Raw genomic sequence first — 17712 nt, forward strand, 5'->3', positions numbered from 1 at the left:
CTCTGATTCGGGTGTCGTTCTGCCGAAGCACAGCTTCGGGGTACAGGCGCACAGCTCTACCAAAAGCGGTTGCAGCTAAAGTGGCCCGCTTCAGGCCGGTTCCAGCACCTGCATTTCCTGCAGCAGCTGCTGCACCCGGTCGGGCTTGCCAAAGACGTAGAGCGTGTCGTGCAGTTGAATGATGCCGTCCTCGTGCACCACTTCCAGCATGCGGCCCTCGCGGCAAATGCCCATCAGGCAGAGGCCAAAGCGCCGCCGCAGCTCGGTTTCGGAGAGTTCGGCGCCCCCCAGGCAGGTGTGGGGGTCGGCCTCGACGGGCACGGTGGCCACCTCGGCCCCGGCCAGCCCCACGTGGATGCTGGCCCATGCCGCCCGGCTGATGGAGTGCGGCCGCAGCATGGCGTGGCTGCCGTGCCGCAGCTCGCCGATGACTTCCTCGATGGTGGGCAGCGGCACCAGGAAGCGGGCCAGCACGTGGGCCAGCACTTCCATGGAGGTTTCCTGCTCCTGGGCAATGACTTCGGTGGCGCCCACGTGGTAGAGGTTGCGGCGCTCGTACACGTAGAGGCTGCGCACCAGAATGCAGCCCACGGGGTTGAGCCGCCGAATGGCCGCCACGGCCCGCAGCGAGGCCGCCGGGTCGGAAATGGCCACCACGATGACCCGGGCCCGGGCCACGCCCAGGTGCTCGAGCACGTGCTCGTGGGTCACGTCGCCGTAGAGGATGCGCTCGCCGCGCTTCAGGCCGCGGTGCATCTTGTCGGGGTCGGCTTCGAGGATGATGTAGGGGACGTGGGCAAACTTGGCGGCCCGCGCCAGGTTGCGCCCGTTCAGGCCGTAGCCCACGATGACGAGGTGGTCGAGCAGGGGCGGCGCTTCCACGGCCACGGCCGGCACGGCGGGCTTGGGGCTTGTGTGCAGGCGCTGCTCCAACTCCAGGGGCCAGGGCAGGCGCATCACCCAGTTCACCACGGGCCGGGCCAGGGCCAGCACGCCGGGCGTGGCGCACATGGTGAGCACCGAAATGGCCAGGAAAATCTGGTAGCTGTCGGGCTTGATGAGGCCCGCCTGCAAGCCCGCCCGCGAGAGCACAAAGGCGAACTCGCCCACCTGCGCCAGGGCCATGCCCGTGAGCAGCACCTCGTTCACCGGCGCGCGCAAAAAGACCGTGGCCACCGGCGTGAGCAGCATTTTCAGCAAGATGACCCCGAGGGTGAGCAGCACAATCTGGACCGGGTGGGCCAGCAGCACGTGCACGTCGAACAACATGCCGATGGACACGAAAAAGAAGCTGGCAAACACTTCCCGAAACGGCAGCACGCTGCTCACGGCCTCGTAGCTGTACTCGGATTCGGAGATGATGAGGCCGGCCAGAAACGCGCCCAGCGCCAGCGAAAGGCCCGCCTGCTGCGTGAGCACGGCCACCCCCAGGCAAGTGCCGATGACGGTGAGCAAAAACAGCTCGCGGCTGCGGGTGCGGGCCACGGCCAGCAGCACCTTGGGCATGAGGTAGCGCGCCCCGAGGCCCACCACGGCCACCACGGCCAGGATTTTGGCCACCATCAGCAACAGGGCCAGCGCGGGGCTGCCGGTGGCCTGGCCGCTCAGCAGCGGGATGAGCAGCATCATGGGCACCACGGCCAGGTCCTGAAACAGCAGCACCGCCAGCACCATCTGCCCGTGCACCGATTCCACTTCCATGCGCTCCTGCATGAGCCGCAGCACAATGGCCGTGCTGCTGAGCGAGAGCAGAAACCCCCAGAAAACCGACGAGCTAAACGAATTGCCCGCCGCCATGCCCAGCACCGCCACGGCCGCCACCGTGAGGCCTACCTGCAGGGTGCCGCCCAGGAAAACCGCCCGCTTGATGCGCCCCAGGCTCTGCACCGAAAATTCGAGCCCGATGGTGAACATGAGCATGATGACGCCCATCTCGGCCACGCTGTCGACCTTGGCGGGCAGCTTCACCAACCCCAGCGCGTAGGGCCCGGCCAGCATGCCCGTCACCAGAAACCCGATAATGGACGGCAGCTTGAAGCGGTTGAACAGCAAGGTCACGCCCACCGACAGCAGCAGGATGACCAGTAAATCGTAGAGCAGCGAATAGTTCATGGCGCGCAGCTTTGGGCAGGCGCGCTACCGGGCTCGGCGCGCCCACAGGTTGGGGAGGCAGGCCATTGCCGGGCATTCATCCACACACAAACCGCTTCACTTCCGAAACGGCATCCAACAGCCTATGAAAACATTGTAGATAAGTAGAGGCTATACATCATAAGCTATAAATCAGAACATTCACGGCGCAGCTCGGCTAGGCCGGACTCAGCGTTTTGCGCTTGGCGGGGGCGGGCAGGGGAGCGGTGCCAAGCTTCTGAAAGGACTTGTGCAGCTGCTTCACCAGAAACTTGGCCGCCGCGCGGGTGGCCTTGCGGTTGCGCACGTTGCTATTCGTTCAATAGCTTGGTGAACTTATGGCTCAGCTTGCGCACGGTGTTCACCAGCGGTTTTTCGAGCTTACGGGCGTATTTGGCGTTGAGTCCGCTCAGGTTGGCCTGGATGTCATTGGCCAGCCGAATCTGCAATTGGTGCGGGTCGGTTTTCATCGGGAATGGGCATTAGGGAGGAGCTGCAACCTGGCCGGAGCTCGGCTTGGAAGCAACTGGGGTAAGATAAAAAAGCTGGACAGCGTCGACCATGAGCAAAATCAGCCCTGTGCTTGATTACAATCTTGGCCTATGACAACAATCGAAACCTCAATTGATTAAGGTCATGGTTTGCGGCGTGGCCCGGGCTGAAATTGTGGCCAAAACACGGTGCCCCGGCACAACCGGCCGCCTGCTTGTCCATGAATCTCAACTGGTACTCCCGGCTTGGTCGGCTAACTGGGCTGCTGCTGCTGGTGGCCGGCTGCCGCGACAAAGCCGAGCGGGTGAAGCCCGTGTGGTCGGCCATTTCAGAGTCGGTGTACGCGGCCGGCACGGTTAAGAGCGGGCGGCAGTACCAGGCGTTTGCCACCGTGGGCGGGGTTATTCATGCGGTGCTGGTGCGCGAGGGCGACTCGGTGCGGGTGGGCGCGCCGCTGCTCTCCATCGCCAGCGACGTGCCCCGGCTAACCCAGGAAAACGCCGCCCTGGCCGCCCGCTACGCCGACCTGCGGGCCAACCAAAGCCAGCTCGATGAAGCCCGCCAGCGCATTGCCCTGCAACGCCGCACCATGCAAAACGACCTGTTGCAGCTCACCCGCCAACGCCAGCTCTGGCAGCAGGCCATCGGCACCAAGCTCACGCTGGAGCAGAAAGAGCTGGCCTACGCCGCCTCCAAAACGGCCTATGAGTCGGCCGTGCTCAGCTACCAGACGCTCAGGCGGCAACTCGACTTTGCCGCCGCGCAGGCCCGCAACAACCTCCAGATTGCCCGGCAGCAGGCCGGCGACTACCTGTTGCGCAGCAAAATCGACGGCGTTGTCTACCAGCTCTACCGCGAAAAGGGCGAGGCCGTGACGCCCCAAACGCCGCTGGCCCTGCTCGGCGACGCCCGCCACTTCGTGCTCGAAATGCAGGTCGATGAAACGGACATCGTGCAAGTGCGCCCCGGCCAGCTGGTGCTCGTGACGCTGGATAGCTACCAAAACCAGGTATTTCAGGCGCGCGTCACCCGGGTTTCGCCCATGATGAACACCGGCAGCCGCACGTTTGAGGTCGATGCCGCCTTCGTGCGCCAGCCGCCGGTGCTCTACCCCTTCGTGAGCTTTGAGGCCAATATCGTGCTGCAAACCAAGCCTAGGGCGCTGCTCATTCCGCGCCGCCTGCTCCTGAACGACTCCACGGTGCTGAAAAGCAACGGCCAGCCGGCGCGGGTAAAAACCGGCCTGCGCGACTATCAGCAGGTGGAAATCCTGGCCGGCCTCTCGCCCTCCGACGAACTCATCGACCCCGCCCCATGAAACTGCCCCTGCTCTACGACGTGGCCCTAGCCCTGCTGCGGGCCCGCGGGCGCCAAACGCTGGTGGCGGCCATCGGCGTCACGTTCAGCATCACCATGTTTATCGCGCTGCTCAGCTTTATGTCGGGCCTCAACCAACTGCTCGACGGGCTGGTGCTGAACCGCACGCCCCACGTGCGCCTCTACAACGAGGTGAAGCCCGACCCGCAGCAGCCCGTGGACCGCTTCACCGGCCCTGGGCCGCACAATTTCATCCGCTCCATCAAGCCCGCCGACGAGCTGCCGCGCATCCACAACGTGGCGGCCATCCTGGCCGCGCTGCGCCGCGACCCGCGCGTGCGCGGCGTGGCCCCCAAAACCCAGGCCCAGGTGTTCTACAACGTGGGTACCATCGACCTCACCGGCACCGTTAGCGGCATCGACCCCGAGCCGGAAACCCGGCTGTTTGCCTTCGGCGACTACGTGGTGGCCGGCAACCCCGCGAGCCTGCAAACCGTGCCCAACAGCATCATCCTGGGCAAAGCCGCCGCCGACCTCATGCTGGTGGGCGTGGGCGACGTGGTGCAGCTCACCACCGTGAAGGGCAACCGCGTGCAGCTTAAGGTGGTCGGGCTGTTTCAGTCAGGCCTGCTCGAAGTCGATAAAGTGCAGAGCTACACCTCGCTGGCCACCGCCCAAAAGCTGCTCGGCGAGGCCAACAACTACATCACCGACCTGCAAGTGAAGCTCCACGACTTCACCCTAGCCCCCCGGCTGGCCAAAGAATACGCCCAGCTCTACGACGTGCAGGCCATTGACATCCAGACGGCTAATGCCGACTTCGATACCGGCAGCTCCATTCGCACGCTCATTTCCTACGTGGTGGGCGTCACGCTGCTCACGGTGGCGGGCTTTGGCATTTATAACATCCTGAACATGATGATTTACGAGAAGATGGACACCATTGCCATCCTCAAGGCCGTGGGGTTTGCGGGGGCCGATGTGCGGCGGCTGTTCGTGGCGGTGGCGCTGGCCATTGGGCTGTCGGGCGGGGGGGTAGGGCTGCTGTGCGGGCTGGGGCTGTCGGCCCTCATTGCGCAGGTGCCGTTTCACCCGGCCTCGCTGCCCACGGTGCACTACTACCCGGTCAATTCGGACCCGATTTTTTACGGCATTGGGGCGGTGTTCTCGGTCGTTACCACGTATTTGGCGGGGTTTTTTCCGGCCCGCAAGGCCAGCCAGATTGACCCCGTCGTCATCATCCGCGGCAAGTGAGATGGACACGCCCGCCCTCGAAGCCCGCCGGCTGACTAAGTACTTCGACGACCCCGTGCGGGTGCAGGTGTTGCACGACATTACGTTTGCGCTGGGCCGGGGCGAGTTTGCGGCCGTGGTGGGCAAGTCGGGCTGCGGCAAATCGACGCTGCTCTATCTCCTCTCCACCATGGACACCGTGTACGAAGGCGAGCTGCTGATTGACGGCGTGCCGATGCGGGGCAAAAAAGAAGCCGAGCTGGCCCACGTGCGCAACGCCCAAATCGGCTTCGTGTTCCAGTTTCACTACCTGCTCAACGAGTTTACGGTGCTGCGCAACGTGATGCTGCCCGGCGAAAAGCTGGGCAAATTGTCGCGCGCCGAAATTGAGCACCGCGCCTACGAAAAGCTTCAACTCCTGGGCATCGAAAGCGAAGCGTTCAAAAAGCCCAACCAGCTCTCGGGCGGCCAGAAGCAGCGCGTGGCCATCGCCCGCGCCCTCATCAACGACCCGCTCATCGTGATGGGCGACGAGCCCACCGGCAACCTCGACAAGAAAAACGGCGAGGTCGTGTTCGACACGTTCAAGGAGCTGGCCGAAACCTACCACCAAGCCCTGCTCATCGTGACGCACGACCCCGAGTTTGCCGCCCGCACCCACCGCATCATCGAGATGGAGGACGGCCGCATCATCAATGGGGCGTCGAATCAAAAATAAACCCAGGTCATGCAGCGCGCCGCAAAGCATCTCGCGTGCTTCGTTGGCGGGCAGGCGTGGCGCCTCACCCCCGACCCCTCTCCCAATGGAGAGGGGAGCCAGATGGCGCACGCGAGAAGCTGCGCGGCGCGCTGCATGACCTGGGCTTCAGTCAGCCAAACTCTCCCTTAGGCCATCATCACGCGCCCGTCGTCGGCGTGGTGGTTGCGTTGGTGCAGCGTGAGGTAGGAAGTGACCAGCAGGGCCAGCGCCACGAACGGTACGGCCCGGTAGCTCAGCGGGTCGCCCACGCTGGAATGCGCGATGATGGCCGAAATGAACGTGATGCCGAAGCCGGCGTAGGCCCATTCCTTCAGGCGCGCGCCTACCGGGAACACCAGCGCCGCCACGCCCAGCAGCTTGGCAACGGCCAGCTCGACGCGGAAATAGTCGGGGAAACCCAGGTGGTGGAACATCTGCGCCATGCTGGGCTGCACCAGGTAGGCAATGGCCACCACCGTCATCATGGCGGCGAGGATGAGGGTAGTGGCCCAGTAGGTGAAATTGGCGGTTTTCATGTCAATTACCGGCTGAAAAAAGTGAAACAGACGCTGCCCGGGCCGCCGGAAGGCGGGTTCCGCGGTCGGCAGACCGCCCGGCAGCAGCTGATTCAAAAATGCATTTCCACCCCGTCCAGAGGCATGACGCCGGTGAGTTATTTGCCTGATTTACATCAGTAAGCATTGTGCTGATATCCTGCCCAGTCCCCGCTACATATCGTGCACGGCCTGAATCACCAGCTCCGGCGTGAATTCATACACCCGGATGGCGCCGGTGGGAATTTCCATCGCTTCGACCTCGGGCACGCTGAGGCCGTCGAGCTGCATGCGCAGGGCGCGCAGCGTGTTGCCGTGCGACACCACCAGCAGGTTGCGGCCGGCCCGCAGGGCAGGCACCAGCGTGTCGTCGTAGTAGCGCACCACCCGGTCGAGGGTGTGGTGCAGCGACTCGCCCGCGGGCGGGGCGTCGTCGTAGCCGCGGCGCCAGCGGGCCACCTGCTCGGCGCCGTATTCGTGCACGGCTTCCAGCTTGTTGTGGCCCTGCAGGGCGCCGTACATGCGCTCGCGCAGGGCATCGGTGGCGTACACCGGAATGGCCGGCTGGCCGATTTCCTCTAAAATCAACTCCAGCGTGCGGAACGAGCGGAGTAGCGTGGAGCAGAAAGCCGCGTCGAAGCGCAGCCCGTGGAGCTTGCGGCCGGCGGCGCGGGCCTCCTCCTCGCCCTGCGGCGTGAGGGGCACGTCGAGCCAGCCGGTGAAGACGTTGGCCAGGTTGGCTTCCGACTGGCCGTGGCGCACCAAAACGAGGAGAGGCATATTGCTGGAGGTGAATGCGTTAGAATGTGAGGGTGCGGGCCAGCTTTTCGAGGTTTAGGCTGCGGGCCGAGGCGTCGAAAATGCGGCGGTAGGCGCCGTTCTGGTCGTACAGGTCTTGGTGCTGGCCGTTTTCCACCACGCGGCCCCGTTCGAGCACGTAGGTGCGGTCGGCGTCCACAATCTGGGAGAGGCTGTGGGAGATGATGACCACCGTGCGGCCCTGCTTCAGCGCGTCGAGGCTGGCCTTGATTTGCTCGGTGGTCACGGCGTCGAGGCTAGCGGTGGGCTCGTCGAGGAAGATGATGGGCGGGTTTTTCAGGAACAGCCGGGCAATGGCGATGCGCTGCTGCTGGCCGCCCGAGAGCTGCTGGGCATCGGTCTGGTAGCCGTCGGGCAGCTGCATGAGCTGGTCGTGCAGGAGGGCTTGGCGGGCGGCGTCCTGCACCTGGGCCGGGGTGGCGCGCAGGTTGCCGTAGCGGATGTTTTCATCCACCGTGCCCTTGAAAATGTGGTTTTTCTGGAGCACCAGCCCGATGCGCTCGCGCAGGGCGTGGGTGTCGTAGTCGGCCAGCGGGTGGCCGTCGAGCAGGATTTCGCCGCGCTGGGGCTCGTAGAATTTGCAGAGCAGGTTCACCACCGTGCTTTTGCCGGCGCCGCTCAGGCCCATGAGGGCGGTGGTTTTGCCCGCTTCGATGGTCAGGCTCACGTCGAACAGGGCCTGGGTGCCGCTGGGGTAGCTGAAATCGACGTGGCGCAGCTCGAAGGTGCCACGCAGGTGGGCCGGCGGCAGCGGGCCGCTGGGCTCCACGGCCTCGTCGGCATCCAGCAGCTGGAAAAAGGCCTCGGAATAGGTGTGCACCTCGTTCAGCTCGTCGTACATCTGGTGGAGCTGCCGGATGGGCGCCGACACGTTGTGGAACAGCATGCTATTGAACATGATGGCCCCGATGGTGAGCTCGTGCGTGAGCACCAGGTAGGCCGTGAGCACGATGATGAACACCAGCCCCACCTGCTCCACCAGCGACTTCAGCCCGTTGAACAGGAAGTTGGTTTTGCGCATCCGCAGCTGGGTTTCGCGCAGCTCGTGCTGCAGGTGGTCCTGCTTTTCCTCCTCGTACGCCTCGCGCACGAAGCTTTTGATGACCACCGCCGACTCCATCAGGTTCAGCAGGCCGTGGTTTTTGTCTTCCTTGAGCTGGCGCATGCCACGCCGCACGCCGCTCAGGCGCACGGCCTGCCGGTAGCTCAGCCAGAAATATACCGGCAGCACGGCCAGCGCCACCAGCCCCACCCGCCAGCTGGCCGCAAACATGACCACCAGCGACACGGCCGCCGCGGCCAGCAGCGGAAAAATATCGATAAACAAGTCTTGCACCAGCTTCATCAGCGCGTCCACGCCTTTGTCGAGGCGGGTTTGCAGGCGGCCGGTCTGGTTGCTGCCGGCCGCGTAAAACCCCAGCCGGTAGGAGAGGATGCGCCGCACCGCGTCCTGGCTCAGCGCGCTCGACACGTACACCCGAATTGCCTCCCCGAAGTAGCTCTGGCCGAAATCAATGGCCGCGTTCAGCACCTCCTTGGCCAGCAAAATGCCGCTGATGCCCAGCAGCAGCGGCATGCCAACCTTCAGGCTCTGGCCGTGGTGCAGCAGCGCCTGCACTTTGTCCACGGTGTAGCGCAGCACAAACGGGTTGACCTGCGCCGTGAGCGAGCCCACCAGCGTGAGAACCAAGGTGCTGACCACCAGTAACCGGTAGGGCCGCACGTACGGAACCAGGCGCCGAATAATCTGCCAGATGCTCAGGGCCGGCGGGGTGGGGAAGTTCATGGGAGCACAAGCCGAACAAGGGTAAAACTGACCACGCCAACCCGCCAAACCCGTCCCGCCCGCTAGCGGCCCGCCAGCAGGCGGGGCACGCTGCGCAGCAACAGCAGCGCCACCACCCCGCTCACGGCCACCAGCGGCACCACCGACCGTCGGATGGGCCGGAACCGGCTGCGGCCCGCTCGCAGCTCGATGTAGCCCACCGGCTGCAGGGCCACGCCCCCGCCGCCCCCGCTGCCGGGCCCCTGCGGCCCCGTGCCGCTGCCCCCGCCGAAGCCATAGGCGGCCCGGGCCACGGGCACCACCGTCACGCCGTCGCGCTCCACGGGGGCGCCGTAAATGGTTTGGGCCGTTACGGAGCTGCTCAGCAGCTGGGCCAGCCGCTCTACCGTGGAGGGAGGAGGGGCCGGTATGGCGGCGGGTGAAGTTTCGGCAGTGGCCATGGCGGGCGAGGAAGGAGGCGTCGAATTCATCATTCAATAGGGGTAAATGGGCTGAGCATAAGTTTATCTGCCAGGGCGGGTGAATATTTCTGCGGCATCAGATGAGAAATTCATCCTCCAGCCTGGGCATGTTCAACTTCGCGGGCCGCTTGGGTGCCCGGCTGCGGGCCTGGCGGCTGGGCACCACCAGCACCGGCACCGGGCTCCAGTGCAGCATGCGCTTGGTGACGCTGCGGTGCAGCAGCTGGTCGAGGAAGCGACGCGGGCGGGCCAGTAGCACCAGCCAGTCGGCCTGGGTGGTGGCGATGGCGTGCAGCAGGCCCTGCTCGGTTTGGGTGGCATAAAACCCCTCCACCGTGGGCGTTGGAACCGATTCGGGCAGCAGGCCGCTGGTGCGCACGTGGTGCAGGGCGGCCGTGCACACGGCATCGTCTTGCAAGGGCGAAGCCGTCACGACCGTGACTTGGGTGGGTAGCAGGCGCCGCAGCAGCAGCTGGGCGGCCCGGGCCCCGGCGTGCAGGGCAAAGGGCTCGTCGTCGGTGGCCACGGCCAGGTGCTGGGGCAGGTCGGGGCCGGCGTACACTTCGGGCACCAGCAGCAGGGGCAGGTGGGCGGCGCGCAGCTCGTCCACCACCGCCTTGCTCAGCTCCACATCGGCTTCCTCGTCGGCCGGCCGGCCCAGCACGAATAGGGCCGGGGCGTGGCGCCGGGCCGCCTCGGTGAGAATGTGCTTTAGCAGGCCGGTGCCCAGCTCGACGGTGGCGGGCCGGTGCAATTCCTCGGCCAGCTGCCGCAGGTCCTGGCGCAGCTCGCGGGCTTCGGCGGCGGTGTGTCGCAGCGGAATTTCGGGGTACTGCGCGGCCAGCTCGTCGATGTGCAGCAGCACGAGCGGGGCGGCCAGGTGGTCGGCCAGCTCGGCGGCAAAATGCAGGGCCCGGCGGCTTTCCGGGAAAAAATTGGCGAGGACGAGCAGCGACGGCACGGCGGTTTTTGGCACGACGGGCGCCGCTGGCAAGCGCCGTTGCCGGCGGGATTTTACGGGCGAAACCATGAGGCAGAAAGGTTAAAGTGACAAACCGGCATCAGGCCACGGTGGGCAGCACCAGCACGGGCACGGGGCTGCGGCGCAGCACTTGCGCCGTCACGCTGCGGTGGAACAAGCTGCCGAGGAAGGTGTGCGGCCGGGCCAGCACCACAATCAGCTGCGCGCCCAGCTCCCGGGCCGCGTGCAAAATGCCGTCGGCCGGGGCTTCCTCGCGCACTTCGTAGAGGCTGTTATTGGTGAGGGGCCCGAACAGCTGCGCGCTCATCACCGACTTCAGGGCCACATCGCCGTGCGAGGGGCCGTGCACTTCCGGCGCCACGTGCACCACGGCCGTGGTGGGTTGCAAGGCATTGAACAGCTCCTTCAAGGGCCAGGCCGGCGCGGCCAGGGTGAAGGGCGCGCCGTCGGCGGCCACGAGCAGGCGCTGCGGCAGCTCGGTTTCGGCCCAGCCTTCGGGCACGAGCAGCAGCGGGTAGCGGGCGGCTTGCAGCGCCGGCACCACCTCGTGGGGCAGCAGGCGGTCGAGCAGCGCGGGGTGGGCGGCGCGGCCCACGGCCAGCAGCAGCGGCTGGTGCTGGCGCACGGCTTTGGCCACGGCCGGCCCCAGCGAATCGAACGAGAGCTCGGCCTCGGTGGGCACGGGTTGCTGGCGGGCCATCTGCTGCAAATCGGCCCGGATGCGCTCGCGGCCGGCCAGCTCGGTGGCGGTGGTGAGCACCAGTTCCTCGGGGTCGCGCAGCGGGTCGATGTTGAGGTACACGTGCAACAGCACCAAGCGGCCGTGCAAGCGCGCGGCCAGGCGGGCGGCGTAGCCCTGCGCCTGCGCAGCGGCTTCCGACAAATCGGTGAGCACAACAAAAGCCCGTTTCATGGCAAGGGAGGGTTGGGCCGGGCAGCGCTCGGCGGGTGATGTTGAGTGTGATGATAGCGGGGCCAAGCGCCCAGCGCGCACTAGGCCATGGCGGGGTGGTGCAGCATTTCTTTGGCGCGCTCTACCTCGGCGGCGGTGCCGTGTGCCAGCAGCAAAAACTTGCCGGCCTTGAGGTCCACCTCGTACTGAATGGCCTCGTGCTCGGGAATGCCCATGCTCACCAGCGCGGCGCCCAGGGCACTCACGCCGCCCACCAATGCGGCCCCTTCCAGCGCGCCCACCAGGGCCGACACCACCGGCCCGGCCAGCAGCAGCGGCCCCAGGCCGGGCAGCACAAACATGGCCGAGCCCAGCAGCAGCCCCCAAATGCCGCCCCAGAAGGCCCCGATGCCGCCCCAGGTTTTCATGCGCTCGCCGGTGGTGTAGAAGCCAAGCACCTTTTCTTCGGTTTGATAGTCGGCCCCCACAATGGACAGCTTGCGCATGTCATAGCCGGCCTGCTGAAGCTCTTTCACGGCGGCTTCGGCCGCTTGGTGCGTGTCGTACACGGCCACCACTGTTTCGTTGCGTTTCATAGCGAGGAAAGTGGAAAAATGCAGAAGGAAGCGAGGACGGGCGGCCAACCCAATGAGGCTTCAGGCCCGGCCCGAGGGCGGGCAGCCGGCAATGGCTGCCCGTCCATTTCGGGTTAGTGGCCGTTGTGGCCGGCGTGAATCGGAATCTGGTGCTGCGTGGGCTTGTGGCCGTTTTTGGGCACGTGGATGTGCAGCACGCCGTTGTCGAAGGAGGCGTCAATCTTGCCGGGGTCGGCGGCGCCGGGCAGCTGAAACGAGCGCGTGAACGAGCCGTAGGAGCTTTCCACGCGGTGGTACTGGCGGCCGTCGGTTTCCTTCTCAAACTTGCGCTCGCCCGAAATCGTGAGGCAGCCCTGGTCGAAGTTGACCTTGATGTCTTCCTGCTTTAGGCCGGGCAAGGCGGCCTCGATGTCGTAGCTTTTCTCGGTCTCGTAGGTGTCCACCTTGGGCGAAAAGGCCGTCAGCTGGCTCCGGGTCATCATCGTGTCGTTGAAAAACCGGTCGAGCATGGTGCTGAACGTGGCCGGCATCATGTCAAAAAACGGGTCCTGATACTTTTGAAGCGTTGTCATGGCGTTTGAAAGAGGTTAGAAGTTGGAGTAAGGTGAATGGCCGTCGTTGTAAGGCCGGGCGCAAGGAGCTCATCGTCAATCCTCGGTTAGCAGCCGGTCGGGCCGCAGGGCCAGGTTGGGGGCGGGCCGTGTTGAACCGGGCGCGGCCGGGTGCCGGGGCCGCCGAACCAGCGGCCAGAGCGTCAAGGGCCAGAGGTTCCAGCGGCCGGCCACGGTGCGCGACCAGTCGCGCAAGCCGGCCGTCAGCCGGGTGCGGGCGTGCCGGCCCGAAGCCGGCGCCCACAGCAGGCCCGCCGTGAGCCCGGCCAGCATGCTGGCCCCAAAAGCCGACCACTGCGCCAGGGCCGGCCGCCGCACGCGCGGCGGTGTTACAGGAGTTTTCATAAATGCTCAGAAAAAAGGTGAATCCGCGGCGGCAGAATCGGCCGCACGCGGGGCGGGGCACAGCCGCCCGCCTCAGCTCGGCAGGGCGCGGCGCGTGCTGATGCCCAGCAAGTGGTAGAGCGGGCAGTAGCCAAAGGTGCCCGTGCCCAGCAGCAGCGTGGCCACCACCAGCCAGAAAAGCAGCGGCTCGCCGGTCCGTTGCTGTTGCAACAGCACCCCCACAATGATGACCGCCAGCAAAATGCGCAGGCCGCGGTCGAGAGAACCAACGTTTTGTCGCATGATTGATAACTGCTTAAATGAGTGACAGGCTTGGTTTTGCCAGCAGTAGCCTGGCGGTGTGGTGCCGTCGCCGGCGCCGCTTCCCACCCCCGCCCAGAACCGCGGTTCGAGCCGGCCAACAAGCCGCAGGGGATAAGGCAAAGTTCTGAGCACCAGCCGCCGACGGGCATGATGCCAATCAGCGCAACCGCTGATTCTGGTCATGGAAGCCCGTGGCGGCCATCACCGGCGGCGCAGTGCCGCTTTTTCGGGGGAAAAGCCCGTGGGCGAGAACATACTGGCGGTCGTCGTTGTCTTGCAGCCGACGCACTTTTCGGGCTCCTGAAACTGGCGCTTGTTTCTGCAGAGTGCTCAAAGCGGGAAATGCGCGTGGCACAATCCGGTTATGAGAAAACCGCCGTTTTCCCGTAACAACGCCCAACTAACTCTAACATCGATGCTTAAAATAGGAGACAAAGCCCCTGACTTTTCGTTGAAAACCGGCAACGGCAGCACTTTCAACTTAGCTGACCACCAAGGGCAAAAATCAATTGTCCTGTACTTCTACCCCAAAGACGACACACCCGGCTGCACCGCCGAAGCCTGCTCGTTTCGCGACCAGTACGAGGATTTCAAAGACCTTGGCGCCGAGGTGGTGGGGGTGAGCTCCGACAGCGAAGCCTCGCACCAGAAATTTACGCAGAAGCACCGCCTGCCCTTCGAGCTGCTGGCCGATGCCGACGGCAAGGTGCGCAAGCTCTACGAAGTGCCCCGGGCCCTGCTGGGGCTGCTGCCCGGCCGCGTCACGTTTGTGATTGACAAGCACGGCGTGATTCAGTACATCTTTAATTCTTTGAGCGGCGCCACCGACCACGTGAGCAACGCTAAAAAGGTGCTGGAAGGCCTGCCGGCTTAGCCGCAGCGCACAGCCCATACTGGCGCCAAAGGGAAAATTTTGAGTACCGGCGGCAGTTTTGACGTACACGCCAATTCACCGATTGAATTGGCGATGCCTCGTTTTCTTCTGCTTCTGGTGCTGCCCCTGCTGCTGGCGGGCGCGCCGGCTTCGGCCCAAATGGCCCCGCTCAACGCCACGTTGGACGGATACGACTACCCGTTTCCGGTCAGGGTTTTGCCGCTGCGCATTGAGGGCCAGGCCCTGCGCATGGCCTACATGGACGTGCCCGCCACGGCCCGGGCCAACGGCCGCACCGTGGTGGTGCTGCACGGCAAGAATTTCTTCGGGGCCTACTGGCGCGAAACCATCCGGGCGCTGGCGGCGGCGGGCTTTCGGGTGGTGGTGCCCGACCAGATTGGCTTTGGTAAATCCGACAAAGCCGACATTCACTACTCATTCCACCAGCTGGCCCGCAACACGAAGCGCCTGCTCGATACGCTGGGCGTGAAAAAAGCCGTGGTGGTGGGCCACAGCATGGGCGGCATGCTGGCCACCCGCTTTGCCCTGCTGTACCCGGAAACCACCGAAAAGCTGGTGCTCGAAAACCCCATCGGCCTCGAAGACTACCGCGTGGGCGTGCCCTTCCAAACCGTGGACCAGGCCGAGGCCACCGAGCGCAAGAGCACGGAAGCCAGCATCCGCAAGTACCACGCAACGTATTACCCCAACGGCTACCCCGCCGCCCACGACCAGTGGCTGCTGCCGCTGGCCGCCCAAACCCAGAGCCCCGATTTTGCGAAAGTGGCGCGCGCCAACGCCCTCACCTTCGACATGATATACCAGCAGCCGGTGAGCTACGAATTCAGCCACATTGCCGTGCCCACGCTGCTCATCATCGGCCAGGCCGACCGCACCGTGGTGGGCAAGGCCCTGGTGAAAGACCCCAAAACGCTGGCGCAGCTGGGCCAATACCCGGCCCTGGGCCGCCGCACGGCCGCCCACATCAAGGGCGCCCGGCTGGTGGAGCTGCCCAACGTGGGCCACATCCCGCACCTAGAAGCGCCAGCGCAGTTCCACCAGGCCTTGCTGGCCTTTCTGCGATAGAAGGCGCTGAGGCTGAGCGGGGCGGGCGAAAGAATGGCCTAAGACGTTGGCACACGGAGAAGCTTAGCGCAAAGAAAAACCGTTGATGGCACGCGTGCTTGGATGCAGCGGCAGTACCATTTGTCAGTAAATGAGCCGTTAGCCTTGGCGTATGCATCAGCTTGTTTGTAATTTTGCGGCTTGAAACAACGGGCTGCACAACGCCGGCCGTCACCAACATTGCTACGCTTTCTGCCGCCATGTCCGACTTATTTATAGAGATGTTTAAGCGTGCGCAGCAGGAAAAACGCCTGCTTGGCGTGCGCACCACGCAATCGGAGGGCCGCTTCTCGGTGGGCTACGTCATCAACTTCAGCGACGAGCTGATGATGATGCGCGTCATCAACCGCGACGGCATGCAAACCGGCATCCAGTCCTTCAACCTGGAAGAAATTTTCCAGCTCGATTTCGACGACCGGTACATCCGCAACATCGAGCTTAAGGAAGACAACCTCGACAAGGTGTACGCCGGCATTAAGTCGCCCGCGTTTATGGAGCAGGAATACCTCAACATCCCGCTGCTGTTGTCGCGCGCCATGGAGGCGGGCCAGCTCGTGTACCTGACCTCGCAGGTGGGGGCCGATTTGTACGGTTACATCCGGCAGTTCACGGAGCAGGAGCTGCTGCTCGAGTGCTACACCGAATACGGCGAGCCCGACGGCCTGACCGTGCTGCGCGTCGAAAACATCCGCAGCTTTGTGTGGAGCGACGAAGACACCCGCATGATTGAGCTGCACCTCAAGCGCCGGCAGCAATAGAGTTAAAGACTCGCGTAGTGGTTAGGAAAGGATGCGCAGCGAGTCGGCGTGAATCAGCTGCGCGCCTTGGTAGCGGCCTTGGCGCGGGCCGTTTTCCAGGTTGAGCACGCCGCGGGGGCAGGCCGTGCTGCACAGGCCGCAGCCCACGCACGCGGCCCGGATGATGGGCTCGCCGCGCTGGGCGTACTGCTTCACGTCGATGCCCATCTCGCACACGTTGGAGCAGTTGCCGCACGAGATGCACTGCCCCCCGTTGGTGCTGATGCGGAAGCGGGAAAAGTGCTTTTGCAGCAGGCCCAGGTAGGCCGCCATGGGACAGCCGAAACGGCACCATACCCGCGAGCCCATGATGGGGTAGAAGCCCACCCCAATCACGCCCGAAAACACCGAGCCGATGGCGAAGCCGTACCACTTGGCTGCCACGGTGCCGGCCTGGCCCAGCAGGGTGCCGCCCGTGGCAAAATGCACCCACAGCAGCGCCGTGATGGCTACGATGATGCCCAGGATGGGGTAGATGAGCCGCACTTCCCAGCGCCAGGCGGCGCGGCTTTTGTCGGAAAGCTGGCGGTAGGGGTCGCCGGCGGTTTCGGCCAGGCCGCCGCAGCCGCACACCCACGAGCAGTACCAGCGCTTGCCGAAGAAATACGTGAGCACCGGCGTGGCCAGTAGCGACATCACCGCGCCCCAAAACACCATGAATATGCCCAGCCCGCCGTTTTGCAGCAGCGACGTTACGGTGCCCGGAAACAGGTAGTCGTACTTCAGCGGCCAGAAATACGAGAAATAAAATTCGGGCTGCTGAAAAAACAGCAGCACGCCCGGGATGAGAAAGGCAAACCCCAGCTGAAAAAACATCACCGACGCCGTGCGGATGAGCTGGTAGCGCGAGTGCCGGTATTTCCAGAGGGCCCGGCCGCCCATGAGCAGCACGGCCAGCGTGTAGAACGTGCCGTAGAGAAACCACTGGTCGGCGGGCCGGGCGCGCAGCCACTGGCTGAACCCGTCGAGGGCGTGCACCAGGTGGTCGAGCGGGCCGAAGTGGCCGTGGCCATCGTCGCCGCTGTACCAGTAGAGCACCACGTAGAACCCGGTGAGCACTAGCCCCGTGACCCAGGCCACGGCGCCGCGCCCGGTGCTGGCGCGCAGCCACAGGTTGTGGTGCTGCACTCCGGCGGGCGCGCCGCCAAATTTCAGCCAGCTCCAGGCCAGCGTGCCGCCGCTCACCAGCGCCAGCGCCAGGTAGAACCACAGGCTTTGACGGCCGGCGTCGGCATCGGCCAGGGCCAGCAGCAGGGCCAGCAGGCCAGCCGCCACCACGGCCAGGGTGAGTTTTTCGGCCGGGGGCGTGGCGGGCAGCGGAGGCGCGGTGGTCATGTTGGCTTTTGGAAATGGTGGTAATGGGGTGTCCTGCTCAGCAGAGCGAGGGATGCAAGCACTTTCTTGGCGGTACCTTCCGGCGGCCCCTTAGTGATGGTGGTGATGATGCGTGTCGGGCTTGCCAAACACATTTTTCAGCGTGCCCAAGATGTAAAAAGCCGTCCAGCACACGTAGAGCCAGCTAAAGCCCTCGGGGGTGTGGCCCACAAAAAAGTGCAGAATCAGGTGCGCGCCGGCGCTCATCAGCAGGCCGGTGAGGGCGATGAACTGGAAGCTGTTGAGGGCCGAGGGGCGGTATAGCTTGGAGAAATCCACGGG

21 protein-coding genes are annotated in these 17712 nt (G+C 64.7%); 6 read left to right on the forward strand and 15 right to left on the reverse strand.

Annotated elements, in window-relative coordinates; genetic code table 11:
• Positions 1 to 90: 90 nt before the first annotated feature.
• The 3 genes from IC234_RS02995 to IC234_RS03000 all read right to left on the reverse strand — a co-directional run bounded on the left by IC234_RS02995 (position 91) and on the right by IC234_RS03000 (position 2600).
• Positions 91 to 2112 (reverse strand): cation:proton antiporter domain-containing protein, encoded by a 2022-nt coding sequence (locus tag IC234_RS02995; RefSeq protein WP_190922339.1) that lies wholly within the window; start codon positions 2110 to 2112, stop codon positions 91 to 93.
• A gap of 196 nt (positions 2113 to 2308) precedes the next feature.
• Positions 2309 to 2437: a hypothetical protein gene (locus IC234_RS22025; protein WP_262892397.1), complete on the reverse strand. Its 129-nt coding sequence runs from the start codon at positions 2435 to 2437 to the stop codon at positions 2309 to 2311.
• 4 nt (positions 2438 to 2441) lie between these two features.
• Complete coding sequence (locus tag IC234_RS03000) at positions 2442 to 2600, reverse strand: hypothetical protein (protein ID WP_190922340.1); 159 nt, start codon at positions 2598 to 2600, stop codon at positions 2442 to 2444.
• Positions 2601 to 2842: 242 nt separating this feature from the next.
• Here IC234_RS03000 and IC234_RS03005 point away from each other — a divergent pair, with 242 nt between their 5' ends.
• From IC234_RS03005 to IC234_RS03015, 3 genes are read left to right on the forward strand one after another with little or no spacing between them, the layout of a single operon-like run.
• Positions 2843 to 3940 (forward strand): efflux RND transporter periplasmic adaptor subunit, encoded by a 1098-nt coding sequence (locus tag IC234_RS03005; RefSeq protein WP_190922341.1) that lies wholly within the window; start codon positions 2843 to 2845, stop codon positions 3938 to 3940.
• Positions 3937 to 5193: an ABC transporter permease gene (locus tag IC234_RS03010; protein WP_190922342.1), complete on the forward strand. Its 1257-nt coding sequence runs from the start codon at positions 3937 to 3939 to the stop codon at positions 5191 to 5193. Before IC234_RS03005 ends, IC234_RS03010 begins: the two co-directional genes overlap by 4 nt.
• Position 5194: 1 nt before the next feature.
• Entirely contained in the window at positions 5195 to 5890 is a 696-nt protein-coding gene (locus IC234_RS03015) for an ABC transporter ATP-binding protein (RefSeq protein WP_190922343.1), read from the forward strand.
• Positions 5891 to 6057: 167 nt separating this feature from the next.
• On the opposite strand, the gene IC234_RS03020 is transcribed toward IC234_RS03015, so the two are convergent.
• From IC234_RS03020 to IC234_RS03065, 10 genes are all read right to left on the reverse strand, one after another.
• Entirely contained in the window at positions 6058 to 6447 is a 390-nt protein-coding gene (locus IC234_RS03020) for a DoxX family protein (protein WP_190922344.1), read from the reverse strand.
• A 192-nt stretch (positions 6448 to 6639) separates the two neighbouring features.
• Positions 6640 to 7245 carry a 2,3-bisphosphoglycerate-dependent phosphoglycerate mutase gene (locus IC234_RS03025; protein ID WP_190922345.1) on the reverse strand — a complete coding sequence of 202 codons (606 nt, stop codon included), beginning with the start codon at positions 7243 to 7245 and terminating at the stop codon, positions 6640 to 6642.
• Between the two features lie 19 nt (positions 7246 to 7264).
• Positions 7265 to 9070 (reverse strand): ABC transporter ATP-binding protein, encoded by a 1806-nt coding sequence (locus IC234_RS03030; protein ID WP_223827435.1) that lies wholly within the window; start codon positions 9068 to 9070, stop codon positions 7265 to 7267.
• A 62-nt stretch (positions 9071 to 9132) separates the two neighbouring features.
• Positions 9133 to 9510 carry a spore germination protein GerW family protein gene (locus tag IC234_RS03035; RefSeq protein ID WP_190922346.1) on the reverse strand — a complete coding sequence of 126 codons (378 nt, stop codon included), beginning with the start codon at positions 9508 to 9510 and terminating at the stop codon, positions 9133 to 9135.
• A gap of 97 nt (positions 9511 to 9607) precedes the next feature.
• On the reverse strand, positions 9608 to 10561 hold the full coding sequence (locus IC234_RS03040; protein ID WP_190922347.1) for a universal stress protein: 954 nt from the start codon (positions 10559 to 10561) through the stop codon (positions 9608 to 9610).
• Between the two features lie 31 nt (positions 10562 to 10592).
• A complete protein-coding gene (locus IC234_RS03045; protein WP_190922348.1) occupies positions 10593 to 11426 on the reverse strand; it encodes a universal stress protein in 834 nt (277 codons plus the stop codon).
• A gap of 80 nt (positions 11427 to 11506) precedes the next feature.
• A complete protein-coding gene (locus IC234_RS03050; RefSeq protein ID WP_190922349.1) occupies positions 11507 to 12001 on the reverse strand; it encodes a general stress protein in 495 nt (164 codons plus the stop codon).
• 113 nt (positions 12002 to 12114) lie between these two features.
• Positions 12115 to 12573: an Hsp20/alpha crystallin family protein gene (locus IC234_RS03055; protein ID WP_223827436.1), complete on the reverse strand. Its 459-nt coding sequence runs from the start codon at positions 12571 to 12573 to the stop codon at positions 12115 to 12117.
• Between the two features lie 75 nt (positions 12574 to 12648).
• Positions 12649 to 12957, reverse strand: a complete 309-nt coding sequence (locus IC234_RS03060; RefSeq protein ID WP_190922350.1) for a hypothetical protein — start codon at positions 12955 to 12957, stop codon at positions 12649 to 12651.
• 72 nt (positions 12958 to 13029) lie between these two features.
• Positions 13030 to 13239 carry a YgaP family membrane protein gene (locus IC234_RS03065; protein WP_190922351.1) on the reverse strand — a complete coding sequence of 70 codons (210 nt, stop codon included), beginning with the start codon at positions 13237 to 13239 and terminating at the stop codon, positions 13030 to 13032.
• 436 nt (positions 13240 to 13675) lie between these two features.
• On the opposite strand from IC234_RS03065, the gene IC234_RS03070 reads away from it, so the two are divergent.
• The 3 genes from IC234_RS03070 (at position 13676) to IC234_RS03080 (ending at position 16017) form a co-directional block, all read left to right on the forward strand.
• Positions 13676 to 14134, forward strand: coding sequence for a peroxiredoxin (locus IC234_RS03070; protein ID WP_190922352.1), 459 nt, complete (start codon positions 13676 to 13678; stop codon positions 14132 to 14134).
• Positions 14135 to 14227: 93 nt separating this feature from the next.
• Positions 14228 to 15220 (forward strand): alpha/beta fold hydrolase, encoded by a 993-nt coding sequence (locus IC234_RS03075; protein ID WP_190922353.1) that lies wholly within the window; start codon positions 14228 to 14230, stop codon positions 15218 to 15220.
• A 239-nt stretch (positions 15221 to 15459) separates the two neighbouring features.
• Positions 15460 to 16017, forward strand: a complete 558-nt coding sequence (locus IC234_RS03080) for a hypothetical protein (RefSeq protein ID WP_190922354.1) — start codon at positions 15460 to 15462, stop codon at positions 16015 to 16017.
• A 21-nt stretch (positions 16018 to 16038) separates the two neighbouring features.
• On the opposite strand, the gene IC234_RS03085 is transcribed toward IC234_RS03080, so the two are convergent.
• Both IC234_RS03085 and IC234_RS03090 read right to left on the reverse strand, forming a co-directional pair.
• Positions 16039 to 17391 carry a 4Fe-4S binding protein gene (locus IC234_RS03085; RefSeq protein WP_190922355.1) on the reverse strand — a complete coding sequence of 451 codons (1353 nt, stop codon included), beginning with the start codon at positions 17389 to 17391 and terminating at the stop codon, positions 16039 to 16041.
• 90 nt (positions 17392 to 17481) lie between these two features.
• Complete coding sequence (locus IC234_RS03090; RefSeq protein WP_190922356.1) at positions 17482 to 17709, reverse strand: hypothetical protein; 228 nt, start codon at positions 17707 to 17709, stop codon at positions 17482 to 17484.
• Between the last annotated feature and the right edge of the window lie 3 nt (positions 17710 to 17712).

The organism is Hymenobacter armeniacus (genome assembly GCF_014699055.1).
Classification (GTDB): Bacteria; Bacteroidota; Bacteroidia; order Cytophagales; family Hymenobacteraceae; genus Hymenobacter; species Hymenobacter armeniacus.